At 58.6% G+C, this 15,758-nt stretch carries 1 protein-coding gene (only partly in view); it reads left to right on the top strand.

Features of this window, described 5'->3' with window-relative positions:
• Positions 1–15,758 carry the 3' portion of a hypothetical protein gene (locus tag UH5x_RS15680; RefSeq protein ID WP_482632950.1) on the top strand. 13,279 nt of this gene lie to the left of the window's left edge, so 15,758 of the gene's 29,037 nt are visible here — the last part of the coding sequence; its start codon lies off the left edge, out of view; it ends in the stop codon at positions 15,756–15,758.

The following is a 15,758-nucleotide window of genomic DNA, read 5'->3' as shown; positions in this document are numbered from 1 at the left end:
TCTATGTGGAGAACACCGATGACGGCGATGCCAATCGCATCTCCTACACGGAAGCCGATACGGAAACGGACGATGAGTATCACCCTGGCGCGGGGGATCAAACCGACGCGGAGGATGGTGATGGGCAGTTGCACTATGTTTGGGTGGAAGGTCAGGAAAAGACCAAGGTCGAAGTCAAGAAATTTGAAAAGAAGAGCTTCAACCTGTTCGGTGACAATGGGCTCGCCGACGCGCTGGTCAAGGACAATTCCTACAAATGGAAGTCGGTGAATTACCGTGACTCTCAGCCGATCCTGGAATCGGAGTTCCTCTATCGCTTGGACGCTAGTGCATCGAGTGAGGGGTTGGATTACCTCGGAGATTCGCCGGAGGTCAATCCTGAATATAGCATTCGCTATCATCAGGCGAATGACACCGATGTGGAGTTGGACACAGGCGATATCATTGAACTGGTCAACGATTTTCCGGCCGCGCGTGGTGCCGGCGGTCATTTCTATCGATACACCGGAACTGCAACGCTGACGGTCGTGCTCAGCGATGCGGACTACACCGACACGGATCGTTGGCAGGACCTGGGTAGTTCGGGGCAGACCGCGCGCTATCGCAGCGACTTTGAAAACTACAGCTATCGGATCAAACAATGGTCCAGCGGCGGTGGTTGGTTGCGCAAAAAGACGCAGCACACTGAGATCACAATCACTCAAGGGATCACGGACTACTACACGCACACGCTTCGTGCGGACTATCCGATTTCAATTGAGTTCGTTGGACATGACACCGGAGTGTCAACGGTCGACGTGGATAGCAAGGCCGGCATTCTGATCAACGGAGACATTTCCGTTCCAGCCAACAGTTCAGTCAACTTCGATTCCAGTGCCGGGGACGTCAACGCGTCTGGAACAGCCGGTTTCTATGGTGTTACCCCAGCCCTGGTGGTTTCTGGTGACATCAACATCAATGTTGAAACGGGCAATGAGCCGATCAACATCACCGCGGGCGGAACCGTGACGATTGATGGGATCACGAACAACACCAGTGCTGCTCCTGCAGTCGCTGCGATGTTCTTCGGTCCCATGCTGGCATCCGTTGAATCTCCTTCCATCATTGAAGTGGAGCAAATTGATGCCGATGGGGACGTCTTCATCAATGCCGGCGATGGAATTGTTGCTGTCGATGCGAATTCGTTCATTCGCGGCAATCGGATTGAGCTTTCGACACGGCGGGGATCCATTGGAACGGCGTTGTTGCCAATCAAAGTGGACAGTGCCTACAACGCCGCGGGCGGTTTGTCTGCCTACGCGCCCGGCGACATTTATGTCACCGAAACCGCTGGCAATCTGAATCTGCTGGCCCCACTCAACTATTCCAGCGTCTCGGACGAACTGGACACCACTTCCATCGATGTGGCGGTGCACTCGGTGACAGGCGATGTGTACCTCACAACCATCGATGGTGACATCATCGATGGCACGCAGGAAAGCACGTCCGCGCCGACTCCTGAAGAAGTGGAAGAGCTGAATCAGCAGCTTGGGTTGTATGGCGAAGAGGCGACGCGGGCGGCGGAAACTTCGATGCGCAGCGAAGAGTCCGTCGCGACGAAGAAGTATCACGACTACTGGAACGAAGTCCGCAACGCGACGCGTGATTCCGTGACAAGCACATTGGCACTGGATGAGATCAATTTCGCCAGTGACACCATCACGACCACCTCGGCTCATGGTTTGGTTGGTGGTGAAGAACTGTTTCTGACGGCTGGTCAAATCGGTTTGGCGGAAGATTTTCGCTACTTCGTCGTCAAGGTCAGTTCGACGGAGTTTCAATTGCTGACCGATCAGCGTGACGCTGCTTTCGCGTCTCAAGACACGGATCGTCTGGCGGATGTCACGCCCGTGGATTTGGTCGCCGGGTTCGACTTTAGTCTGGCAGCCGTTGAGGTGCAGCGATTCACCTACACCGTCGATGATTCCACGCCAGGTGAAGACACGATGGATCTGAGCGAGACGCTGCGGAGCGGATCGTATGACCCTGATTATGCGTTCTTGTATACCTCCGTCGAACGCCAAGCTCGGATCGACCAACGGGTCCAGCAGGCGTCGTCGTTGGCTAGCCCCATCTCGGAGAACCTACGACGTTACCTGTATCCCGAAACCTTCTCGGTGAATCCTGAGCCGGCTGATACGCAAGAAAGGCTGAACATCATTGGAAGTGATGTGACGCTGATCGCGGGTGACACAAATACAGAGGTCAACCCTCCCAGCGGACGCATCGGTTCCATCGGCGAACGATTGACGATCGACATGGAATCGGGGTTGGATGGATTGTCACCCACTCAGCAAGCGACGCTTTCGCAGGCAACGGTGAACGACGTGCTGGGGATTCACTACGCGACGTACCGTTATGTGGGTGTGGACGCCGAAGCCGCGTTCAATTTTCAAACGACCGATTTGTCGGACACGTCGCTATGGACGCGTGTTTCGGCTGATTTCAACACCACCGACGACACAGCAAGCTTCGCGATCGCGACCGGGCAATCCGTGTTGGTGGAATACGACGCGGATCAATTCGGATGGTTTGAATACGTCGGAAGCAACGAAACGATCACGTTGTCGGCTCAAGACTTTTCCGACGGGTCGCGATGGTTGGAAATCACCGTGGATCATGACACGAAGGACACGGTCGATCCATCCGGCAACGGTTCCCATGACCGGACGGTCGACTTGCAGTCCGGACAATTGGTTGCGGACACCACGACGCCAAGCCGCGTGGCGATTCAAGTGGTCGAGGACGTGAACATTCGCGTGACGGGAACCTTGCAAGGAACCGCCAAGGATGACATCGCCATTCGCAGCGAAGGGGCCTTGGCGGTCAAGAGATTGGTGACTCCTGGTGAAGCACGTTTGATTTCGACGGGTGTGCTCTCGGATGCCGCTGCGACCGGCGCGAGTGCGGAAGCGGCAATCGTCGCTCTCGCGGGAGCTCATTTGGAAGGGACCGTGGTTCAGGGAGCGTCCAATGGAACACCGTTCCGGATCATGATCCATGCGGACGCGCCGTTGACGGGGGCCGCCACAGGCGACTTCCGCGTGCAGCAGTTCGGCGGCACTGTTGACCTGGGCGGAACGCAAACGATTGATGACTTGAACGTTCTGCGTTTGTCCTCGGGTGGGACTTTGGCGTTGGATGTCACCGCCGGCAACTTGACGGTCGGGCGTTTGCAGTCATCGACGAGCATTGAGCTTCATGCCTCCGCGAATATCGTGGACGGTTTGTCCGGATCGGCAGCAGAAGATTGGAACTTGAACGCGCCCGCTCTGCGAATTGATGCGGGTGGTTCGGTCGGGACTTTGGCCAACCCGATGGACTTGCTGTCCGTCGGTCCAGTCAGTGGCACGATCGAAGGCGATTTGTTTGCCAAGAGCCAAACAGGCACGTCGGTTGGCGAGTGGACTGTCAACGGAACAACAGTCAATTTTGATGTCCAAGGCGGTTTGTCGTTGGAGCGATTCTTCGCGAACAACGCCACCGTCACCATCAACACGACGGACGACATTGTTGATGGTCGCGAAACAACGACGGATGGATCCGTGGATGCATTCGCGAATTTGTCCGCCCAAGATCTGCGACTGAACGCCATCAGTGAAACCGGCGATCAGGCGCGGATTGGTACCGCACTGAATCCTTTGGAAATCAATGTTGGGGCGTCGGACAGCAGCACGGGAACTCTGACCGTGAAGGCTGACTTGTCGGTTTGGTTGGCGGAAACCAGTGCGGACATGTTGCTTGGGAAAGTGGACTCTTGGCGGGGCGATGTGACCTTGTTCGCCGATCGCAGCATCTTGGATGTGTCGCCGGATGAGGAGACTCTGGTCTTCGGTCGGCATGTCGTGTTGCGTGCTGGCTTGGGACAGCAACCGGCGTCGATCGGGACGGCTAGCAATCCGTTGGAAATCAACACCGGCAGCAGCGTGGGGGATGGTGCGGATCTGTCTTCCGGGAACCCGATTCGCGGAGCATCGGTGCCCGTTGGCCGTTTGTCAGCCGTGGCACCTGGTGCCATCGAGATCATTGAAACGGAAGGCAGTGTGACGGTTGGCGAAATCGGATCCAACGCCGATGGCCGCATTCGCATCAGCCTGCCTGACACGTGGGCGGGAACCGAGGACTTGATCATTGACGCGACCTCCGTGATCACCAACAGTTCTGGGACCACGGTCCTGCGAGTCGGCGACAATGTGCAGGTGTTGGCGGGAGCGACCGTTTCAGCGTCGGTGGAAATGCAGTTTGAACTGGATTGGGGCAACGCTGACCCAGACGTCGGTGCCACATTCACGCTTTCCCAGGACATCCTTGCTCCGATCACTCGCGTGTTAGGCGAAGCCGATCGCGACACGATGCTGTTGAGCAATCTTGCCAGCGGTCACTACTTCTTGGACGGTGCGGGCGCCACCGACTTGACCGAGATTGATCTCGATGGGATTGGCGATGAACGTGTCACGATCACTGACACCGGGGCGGCCGATGACGGCGTCGACCAAGTCACGGTGCTTGGCACGACGGCGGACGATCTGTTTCTGATTCGCAAGCACTTCTTGGCTCGATTGCAAACCGCGGTGGAGCCTGAGGGTGAAGACGGCTTGGCCGATACCTTGGAACGCATCGACTATGACGCGACGCTGAACGGTGGAATCCTGATTCGATCTGGCAACGGCAATGACCAATTCCTGACCGATGATTCTTCCACGCCGATCACGATTGAATCGGGCGATGGCGATGATGTTTTCCAGATCGGTCAAGTGTATTCGACTGATCCGAATCCCACGGGATCGGCTGATGGAGTCACGCAGACTTATGCCAGTGGCGTGGCGGTTGGCGATGAAATTCAAACCACCCAGATCACAGAAGGCTACCTGAGTGCGGGGATCCACTCGCCGTTGACCATCCGTGCTGGCGAAGGATCGGATTCGTTTCATGTGTTCGCGAACGCGGCCAGTTTGACGATCGATGGCCAAGCCGGCGACGACTCCTTCCAGCTCCGCAGCTTTGTCAAGGCCGTCGACGATACCGCCTCGGACAACTACGTGGTTCATCGTCCGATGCAATTGAGCGGCGGAGCCGGATCGGACTACGTCACCGTTGTCGGATCGCATGCGGATGACAACCTGCGTTTGACGCCAGCTTCGATTGACGGTGGCGGTCTGACCACGGTCCTCGACGGCAGCCAAGAATTGGTGACCGTTAGCACTTTGGCGGGCGACGATCACGTGTTTGTCGAAGGCACCGCGGCAGGCGTGGGCTATCGCGTCGAAGGCAATTCGGGCAGCGACGAGTTCACGCTGGGCGGCGACGTGACCGAACGGATCATCTCGGCAGCAGGGCCTGGCCAGGCGGCGACGATCCAGCACACGGTCGATGCCATCAGCGATCCGGCTTATGATGGTTTGTTGGTCCCGGCGATGTCGGCCAACGTGATTGATGCACGCAGTCGCCTCGGGGTGGCAGGAGATGTGGTCGTGATTCGTCAGACCGATGGCGAAACACGTGTGGCCGAGCAAGTTGCCGGTTACGCAGCAACCGACCAATACAGCGTCGCGATGGCGGTGGACCGTGCTAGCTACACAGGGCACATGGCTCATCTGACGTTGTCAGGTTTGGGGACGGGGTTGGAGCTGTCAGTTGATGGAGGCTTGACTTGGGCATCCGCTGCGACGATCGCCTTTGATCCGTCCAGCAACGCCACTTGGTACGAGGCCAGAACCGTCCAGTTGCGAGCCATTGGGGACACCGTTGCCTCCGGCGACCTTGTCTCAGGGATCCAACACAGCCTTGTCTCCACACACGCGGGTTTGGATGGAGCCTTCGTTCCTGGTGTGGATGTGCAGGTGGTGGATGACGATCAGGCCGGGCTCATCATCGAACGCGCTCCTGGTCAAGATTTGCTGATCGAAGGACGCAGCGATTCGCTTGACCCGACCGAAAACGGAAACGCTTCAGCCAGCTACAGCGTCCGTCTCAATCGAGCGCCCACGTCGAACGTCACAGTCATGCTCACGCACGACGCGCAAGTCAGCTTGTCACAAACGACTCTGACCTTCACCCCTGCCAACTGGGATCAAGTTCAAGCCGTCACGGTGTCAGCGGTCAACGATGTTGCTTTGGAAAGCGAAATGTCCAGCGTCGTGGGGCATACGCTCAGCAGTGCCGACGTGGACTTTCAGTCTGCTCAGCCAATGCAGTTGAGCTTCACGGTGGTCGACGACGACACGCCGCAGGTGGTTGTGCAGGCGAGTGTTACCGGCAATGCGGTGTTTGCAGGGATTGGTGGTGCCGGAGCCTTCGAGGATACCTACACGGTTCGTTTGAGCCAGCAGCCCACGGGCACCGTCGAAGTCGGCTTGAAGACCGATGGTGCGACCTCGTTCTCGGGTGGTCGCGTGATGTCAGCAGGCGGTGACCATGCGACGCCCTATGTGGTTTTTGATGCATCGAATTGGAATCAGCCGGTGACGATCACGCTGTCAGCGGTGGCTGAGTTCACGACCTCGGAAGACATTTCTGTTTCGTCACACCAAGTGGCTGGTTTTGATGGACCGCTTCAGATCGATGCGTCGGCGGTCGCGGACACGGGCCTGATCAGTTTCACCGAAGCAGTGATGTTGCCAGCGGAACAGACGCAGGCCGCTTCGCCGGTTGCCGACACAGCGGATGAAAGTCAGCAGACCGATCGGATCGAAGTCTTCCAAGACGGTAGCCAAGCGGATGACTCTCTGTGGCTGACCGCCAGCCAAATGACTGGCTTGGGAATGACCAGCGACAGCCTGAGCGTTCCGGGCCAAGGGAGCGATCCGGCGATCAGTTTCAACGCCGGTGTGGCGTACGCTGGTGCTGAGATTTTGGAGACCTTCTTGGGGTCAGGAAATGACTCGATTCAAATCGCGGGCACCGCTGTGGGAGCGATCACCGTGATCCATGGTGGCGGCAACCGGGAAATCTCCCCGGGCGTGATGGGCGGCGATCACTTTGTTGTCACCGGCGGTGGAGTCGATGGTGATTTGGATGCTGAAACCGACCAGGATGCACCGTTGATCTTGTTGGGTGACACGTTCCAAGATGGTCGTGATTTCGCCGGGCAAACCGGCAACACCGCGGGACTGGCTTTGCGTTACGACCATGATGGGAACGATGTTTTCGACATCACTTCGAGCCAAGGCGTGACTGCCTATGGCGGCGGTGCAAATGACACGATCCGTGGCGGTAGCGGCAATGATTTGTTGTTGGGCGGTGGTGGCCAAGACAGCATCGAAGGACGCGATGGTCATGATCAACTGTTTGGCGATTCCGCAATCAACGCGGACCTTCGCACCCGCTTCGATCTTGCCACGGATGTTCTGACCATCACGACCGTCACGGATGTGGCGAACACCGCGCCCAATCGCGACTTGCTGGGCGGGCACGACGATGATCTGTTGGGTGGCGCTGGCAACGACCTTCTGTTTGGTGATCATGGCAGCGTCACGCTGGCTGTGATTCGTCCGTTCGATGATGGCGGCAATGCTGATCCGGCCGACGATGTGGCGGTTTCCACTCGCCTGCGTTTGCTGACGAATCGCGCGGTGCTCAGTGCGGTCACGGTCGAGAATTCGATCGGCGGTTCCGACACGCTGTCTGGCGAAGACGGCAACGACCGCGTCTTTGGCGGTTTCGGGTCTGACTTTGTGAACTTTGACCGCAATGGAGTTTCGCTGACGCCAGAATCGGGCAATGACATTCTGATCGGTGACGGCGGACGACTGACGTTCTCACACACTGACAACGTTGTTGAGACCGATGGTTTTGGAATCCTCACGCAAGCGAGCACCGAAGCGAGTGGCGTCGGTGCAGCGGACTTGATGACGGCCGGAGTTGGCCGGATGGTGATCCTTGGCGGTGCAGGAGCCGACCAGTTGTTGGCAGGAGCCGACAGCCTGGAAGACGTCATCATCGGTGACGAAGGTTCTGCGTTGTTCGACGACCAAACGGGCGTGCTGACGAGCGTTCAATCGACCAACTATTCGATCGGCAGCGATGATGTGATCACCGCTGGCAATGCACGCAATGTGCTGGTTGGCGGTGCGGGTGCCGATACGATCACCGGCGGCAGTTCGCTCGATGGCGATATCATCATTGGCGACAATGGTCAGGCGTTGTTCACCGCGGGTGTTCTCACCTCGATCGCATCATTGGAACCCAGCGTCGGCGGTGTCGACACGATCGTTGCTGCGGCAGGTCCAGACGTGGTTCTGGGCGGAGCGGCCAGTGACCAAATCAACGCGGGCAGTGATGCTGACGGTGACGTTTCGATCGATGTCGTGTTGGGCGACAACGGCCAAGCGACGTTCACCACCTCGGGCGTGTTGATTGAAATTGAAACCACGGCCCCGGGCATCGGTGGCGCGGACACGATTTCGACTGGTCAGGGCAGTGACATCATCCTCGGCGGAGCGGACGCGGATCAGATCACCGGTGGTTTGGCGGGTGAGACTGGCAACGATGACGATGTGATTCTGGGCGATGAAGGTGCAGCTTACTTCGACGCCATCACCGCACTTGCCACACGCGTTGTTTCGACTTCGCCGTCGATCGGTGGCAATGATGTCATCGACGCGGGCGATGGACGCAACATTCTGTTGGGCGGCCAAGCGGATGACACGATCACCGGCGGCAGCAGCTTGTCAGGCGATGTGATCTTGGGTGACTCAGGGGAAGCCTTGTTCACCGCGGGCGTTCTCACCTCGATCGTTTCACTGGAACCCAGCGTCGGCGGTGTCGATACGATCGTTGCTGCGGCAGGACCGGACGTGGTCCTGGGCGGAGCGGAAGGCGACCAGATCAACGCGGGCAGCGATGCGGACGGCGACGTCTCGATCGATGTCGTGTTGGGCGACAACGGCCAAGCGACGTTCACCACCTCGGGCGTGTTGATTGAAATTGAAACCACGGCCCCGGGCATCGGTGGTGCGGACACGATCTCGACTGGCCAAGGCAGCGACATCATTCTCGGCGGAGCGGACGCGGATCAGATCACCGGCGGCGTGGCCGGTGAGATCGGCAACGACGACGATGTGATTCTGGGGGATGAAGGTGCAGCGTACTTCGACGCCATCACCGCACTTGCCACACGCGTTGTTTCGACTTCGCCGTCGATCGGTGGCAATGATGTCATCGACGCGGGCGATGGACGCAACATTCTGTTGGGTGGCCAAGCAGATGACACGATCACTGGCGGCAGCAGCTTGTCAGGCGATGTGATCTTGGGTGACTCAGGGGAAGCCTTGTTCACCGCGGGCGTTCTCACCTCGATCGTTTCATTGGAACCCAGCGTCGGCGGTGTCGACACGATCGTTGCTGCGGCAGGACCGGATGTGGTCCTGGGCGGAGCGGAAGGCGACCAGATCAACGCGGGCAGCGATGCGGACGGCGACGTTTCGATCGATGTTGTGTTGGGCGACAACGGCCAAGCGACCTTCACCACCGCGGGTGTGCTGATTGAAATTGAAACCACGGCGCCGGGCATCGGTGGCGCGGACACGATTTCGACTGGCCAAGGCAGTGACATCGTCCTCGGCGGAGCGGATGCGGATCAGATCATCGGCGGCGTGGCCGGTGAGATCGGCAACGATGACGATGTGATTCTGGGCGATGAAGGTGCAGCGTACTTCGACGCCATCACCGCACTTGCCACACGCGTTGTTTCGACTTCGCCGTCGATCGGTGGCAATGATGTCATCGACGCGGGCGATGGACGCAACATTCTGTTGGGTGGCCAAGCGGATGACACGATCACTGGCGGCAGCAGCTTGTCAGGCGATGTGATCTTGGGTGACTCAGGGGAAGCCTTGTTCACCGCGGGCGTTCTCACCTCGATCGTTTCACTGGAACCCAGCGTCGGCGGTGTCGACACGATCGTTGCTGCGGCAGGACCGGACGTGGTCCTGGGCGGAGCGGAAGGCGACCAGATCAACGCGGGCAGCGATGCGGACGGCGACGTTTCGATCGATGTCGTGTTGGGCGACAACGGCCAAGCGACGTTCACCACAGCGGGTGTGCTGATCGAAATTGAAACCACGGCGCCGGGCATCGGTGGCGCGGACACGATTTCGACTGGCCAAGGCAGTGACATTATCCTCGGCGGAGCGGACGCGGATCAGATCATCGGCGGCGTGGCCGGTGAGATCGGCAATGACGACGACGTGATTCTGGGCGATGAAGGTGCGGCGTACTTCGATGCGATCACCGCACTTGCCACACGTGTTGTTTCGACTTCGCCGTCGATCGGTGGCAACGATGTCATCGACGCGGGTGATGGTCGCAACATTCTGTTGGGTGGCCAAGCAGATGACACGATCACTGGCGGCAGCAGCTTGTCAGGCGATGTGATCTTGGGTGACTCAGGGGAAGCCTTGTTCACCGCGGGCGTTCTCACCTCGATCGTTTCATTGGAACCCAGCGTCGGCGGTGTCGACACGATCGTTGCTGCGGCAGGACCGGACGTGGTCCTGGGTGGAGCGGAAGGTGACCAGATCAACGCGGGCAGCGATGCGGACGGCGACGTCTCGATCGATGTCGTGTTGGGTGACAACGGCCAAGCGACGTTCACGACGACTGGCGTGTTGATCGAGATCGAAACCACGGCCCCGGGCATTGGTGGCGCGGACACGATTTCGACTGGCCAAGGCAGTGACATCATCCTCGGCGGAGCGGACGCGGACCAGATCATCGGCGGTTTGGCCGGTGAGATCGGCAACGATGACGATGTGATTCTGGGCGATGAAGGTGCGGCGTACTTCGACGCGACCACCGCACTTGCCACACGCGTTGTTTCGACTTCGCCATCGATCGGTGGCAACGATGTCATCGACGCGGGCGATGGACGCAACATTCTATTGGGTGGCCAAGCGGATGACACGATCACTGGCGGCAACAGTTTGTCAGGCGATGTGATCTTGGGTGACTCAGGGGAAGCCTTGTTCACGTTTGGTGTGTTGACCACGATCACGACCATTGCTTCCGATCAGGGCGGGGCCGATATCATTGATGCTGCCAACGGGCCGGACATTGTTCTTGGCGGCGGCGGAAACGATTTCGTCAACGCCGGAACCGATGCTGCGGCGGATGTCGTGATCGGTGATAGCGGCGTGGCTCACTTCACGAATGATGGGCGATTGACCGACCTGACGACGATCGATCCAATTCTTGGTGGCGACGATGATATTTTCGTCGGTCCTGGTCCGGATGTGGTTTTGGGCGGGGCCGGTTCGGATGCGGTCGACGTGGACCGAAACACAGGCGTCCAAAGTGTGGGCGACGCTGACCGAGACATCGTCCTGGGTGACAACGGCAACGCGTTGTTTTACACAGATGGTGGTGGGCAAGTCCTGACGCAGATTCAGACTTCGGATCCGGCTGTCGGCGATGACGACTTCATCAGCACGGGTGCTGGTGCGGACATTGTCTTTGGCGGTGCGGCGGACGACTTCATCGACGCTGGCAATGACGCCAACGGAGACGCTTCGCCGGACATCGCTCTGGGCGATAACGGGATCGCGACGTTCAACGATGCTGGGCAATTGCTGGTTGTTCGCACGACATCTCCAGCGATTGGTGGCAACGACACGATCTCCACCGGCGGGGAGAATGACATTTTGCTGGGCGGAGCGGCGGACGACGTGGCCGATGGCGGTGCGGGACGTGACGTGTTGCTGGGCGACAACGGTGTGGTCGATTTTGTGATCGCGGACGAAGACCCGACCACGGTCGACAACATCATCACGTCGGATCCGACGATTGGTGGCAATGACACGCTGCACGGTGGGGCTGGCAACGACATCATTATCGGGGGCACAGCCGACGACACGGTGTACGGTGGCGAGGGGCATGACATCATCTTGGGTGACCACGGCGAAGTGGACTACACCTTGCCGGTGGATGAGCAGGTCATCAGCCGCTTCATCAGTAACGCGGACGGAGGTGGTGCGGACACGATCTACGGCGAAGACGGCGATGACTTTGTCTGGGCAGGGCAGGGTGATGACACTGTGTATGGCGGCGACGGCCAGGATGATCTTTTGGGTGGGCACAACGTTCCGTTCGGCGACGATGGCGACGATTTGTTGTCTGGTGATGCGGGCGAGGATGTCATCCTGGGTGACAACGGGATCGTTCGTCGCGAACTGTTGAGTGAGCAGTTGGGGACGTGGACCACTTATCTGGCACCTTTTGATTCAATCGTGATTCGCGAAGTGGTTCCGTTTGACGATCAGGACAAGATCGGCGGCGATGACACGCTGTTGGGTGGTGACGGGCAAGACATCGCCATCGGTCAGCGGGGCAACGACACGATTCGTGGTGGCGAAGGCAGCGACGAAATCACGGGTGGCTTGGGCGCTGACCAGATCTACGGCGATGAGGGGCAAGACTTTATCCTGGCAGATGCAGGGAAGATCTTGCGTGACTTCCTTGCCGATGGATCTCCACAACTGAATTCGGATGGCGTTTGGCATCGTGATCTGATCACGGAAGAAATTGGAACGATCACAGGCATCTTGGAAATGGATCCAACGCAGGTCGGCCTCGATCCTGAGTTGGCTGAGCAACTGTTGGCGGCGGATCAAATCGTGTTGGCCAACGTGGTGCTTCCCAATGGATTGCAACATCGCAACGCAACGACAGGGCAAGTCGTCAATGCAGTGATCTTGATTGACCTGGAACCAAGCGATGACGACTTTGTGGATGGTGGCGACGATCGCGACATCATCCTTGGGCAGCGAGGCGACGATGACTTGCGTGGCGGCGCTGGCGATGACACCATCGTCGGCGACGGAGCAATCAATGCCGTTCCAGTCGAAACGGACATGCCTCAGATTGCTGCGTCGACGCGTTTGATCGGGATTCTGTCCGGTGCGGACCTTTCAAACTACCAAGTGCAATTGGACGTGCTGGGCAACGTGATCGTCCCCGAGTTGCTGGCTCAACCTGGCGACTTGGTTGCTCAAGAACCGGTGTGGCAGCGTTTTGCTGGGGTCAACTCGGAGCTGGCCCAGATCGCGGCGGAAGATTGGCTGACAACTTCCGGGGGGCTGGAACTGATTCCTGCGATTGCCTTGACCCCGACCGTGATCGGCCACGCGGATCAATTGGCAGGGAACGATCGTTTGGACGGCGATGGTGGCGATGACCTTCTCATTGGCGACAATTGGTACGTGGAGACTCCCGTTCGCACTGGGTTCGATCCGATTGCGGATGCCCAGCAGGCAGCAGCCGACAGTTTTGTGGGCGTGATGCATTCCTTGGAAGACCTGGCATTGGATGTCGATGTTGTCCGGTACAAAGTTCACGGGCAATCGCTGCCCATGCGGAACATCGAGATCGGCAACGACACGATCAACGCTGGCGATGGGAACGACACGGTCTTTGGCGACGATGCGCAATACGACCTTGTTTCAACCGCAGTGCTGCCCGGTAGCGAAGCCATCCCAGAACGGGCTGCTGAGCTGCTGAAGTACTATGGTCGCATTGAAATCCTTGGCTCCGATGCAACGCACCTCGTTTCGGTGGCGCACGTTGGCGTGATTGACACGTTGTTGGAGGATGCGTCCGTCCAACGGCCTGGTCTGCCAAGTCTCAGTGCCAGCGACGTGGAGTTCCTGAGATACCACACGTTGGTTCTGGGGGAGGATGAGATTTCAGGCGGTGCCGGCGACGACACGCTGGTCGGAGGCGACGGTTGGTGGGTCGCCCCCTTGGTGACGGGCGCAACAGGGGACTTGCCCAACTCGGTCAGCCCCACGGGGATCTCCGGAGAGCCATTGGCGCAATTGCGTGTTGCCTTGGATGACCAGTATGAACAGCAGAAGGATGCTCTGGCGCAACGACGTGCGCTACGAACATTCAATGTGGCGACGGAACTGGAACATCGTGATTCGGTCAGCAAGATTGCGTACGTTCCGGCACTGGACCGGGAGCTCGACAACGATGATATCAACGCCGGGGCGGGCGCCGACATCCTGATCGGTGACCGCGGCGTGATTGCCATGCCATTGGTTCTGAACACGCCGGCCAACGCGACGGAACTGCAAGCCCTCGACATTCACGTTGAACGGGTGATGGACCAGATTTCTCGCAATGCGCGTGATCGATCCCCGTTCCACTTTGAAGACTATGTCGGGCGCGAACGCCAATTGCTGGAAGCAGGAGCGGCATTGGGACCAGGAGATCGCCAAGGTCAGATTTATGCCAAGTGGAAGATTGGCGAGGATGACCTGGAAGGGGAAGCGGGCAACGATGTCGTGATGGGTGACAACGGAGTGTCGATCACCACCTTGGGTGTCGATGACACGAGTGCTCCGATCCCGTTGACACGGACGACCTTCGAAGCCGGTTACATGGACGATTCGATGGAGGCGTTTGTGAAATCGCCAGCATTGAAACGTGTTCAAATGGATCTGTACGGAGACCACATCAGTGGCGGCGACGGGAATGACGAACTGCTGGGCAGCTTCGGAGAAGACTTGCTCGATGGGGACGAAGGCGACGATGTTCTACGCGGCGGCAGTGAGTCTGACCGATTGCAACGCAGCAGCGTTGGCGATTCGTTGCACAATGACGGGGGCGATTATCTGCGTTTCGAAATCGCTGACCAGATTGGCGATCAAACGTTCAACACGCTGTCCGCGCCTGCTCTGAAATGGATGGTCGATGTTGCTCAAGGCAGCGGACTGCCTGCGAGCGGCGGAGCGGATGGCGGATCAGGCGGAGAGTCTGGGGGCGGTGGGGAAACCGTCGAACCGGACACGCGTCTCGTCAGTGTGCAAGGCGATGGCGTTGCCGCCGTTGGCCAGCCGACGACGTTCACTGCCGTCGTCGAGGATTTGCCCGAAGACGCGGTTGCGATCTTTGCTTGGACGGTTCTCAATTCGACTGGAGCGACGATCGACGGTGGCACGGGTGCCACCTTCACCTTCACCCCTCAATCGAATTCCGTCTTCACGATTCAGGTGCGTACGACGGACAATGCCAATGGTGCCGGCGCCGCAGAGGTGATCTTGCAGGCTGACTCATTGATCAGCCAAGTGGATCCAACCGATCCCGGGAAATCGATTGTCACCATTGGCGGCACTGCCGATTCGGACAATATTCGTCTGTTCGGCATCTCTGGCCAACCCGATGCCATTGAAGTTCGGGTCTACGATCCAACCGCGCGACGCTGGGACACCCAGACCTACACGAATGTCAGCCGCGTGGTGGTTTATGGTGGGGCCGGCGATGACGACATCACCGCGGAGCGTGGTCTAAGTGTTCCTGTCAGTTTGTTTGGCGGTGAAGGCGACGACAAACTGCGAGGTGGTGACGGCAGCGATTTGATCGTCGGTGGAGCAGGCGAAGACCGGATCTACGGCGGCGATGGACGCGACATTCTGATTGGCGGTTTTGGTGCCGATCGATTGGACGGTGACGGTGGAGAAGACTTGCTGATCGCGGACCATGTTCCGCTGCTCTCGGGAAGCCTGGACGCCGATCGCTTGATCCAAGCCTGGATCGATTCCGATCAAGACGTGGAAGACCGCGTGGAGACCATTGTCGCTGAACTTGCCGACAACTTGATCTCCGACGGTGCTCGCGATTCCTTGAATGGTGGCGTTGATTCGGACGCTTACTTTGCTCAGCTGTCGGATCGAACTCGGGTCGCTCGAGACGACTATTCGCATCTCTATCGGGCTGGCTAA

It is taken from the genome of Rhodopirellula sp. UH5, assembly GCF_056839225.1.
Note: the sequence above shows the minus strand (reverse complement) of the source record. Positions and strands in the feature narration are given on the sequence as shown.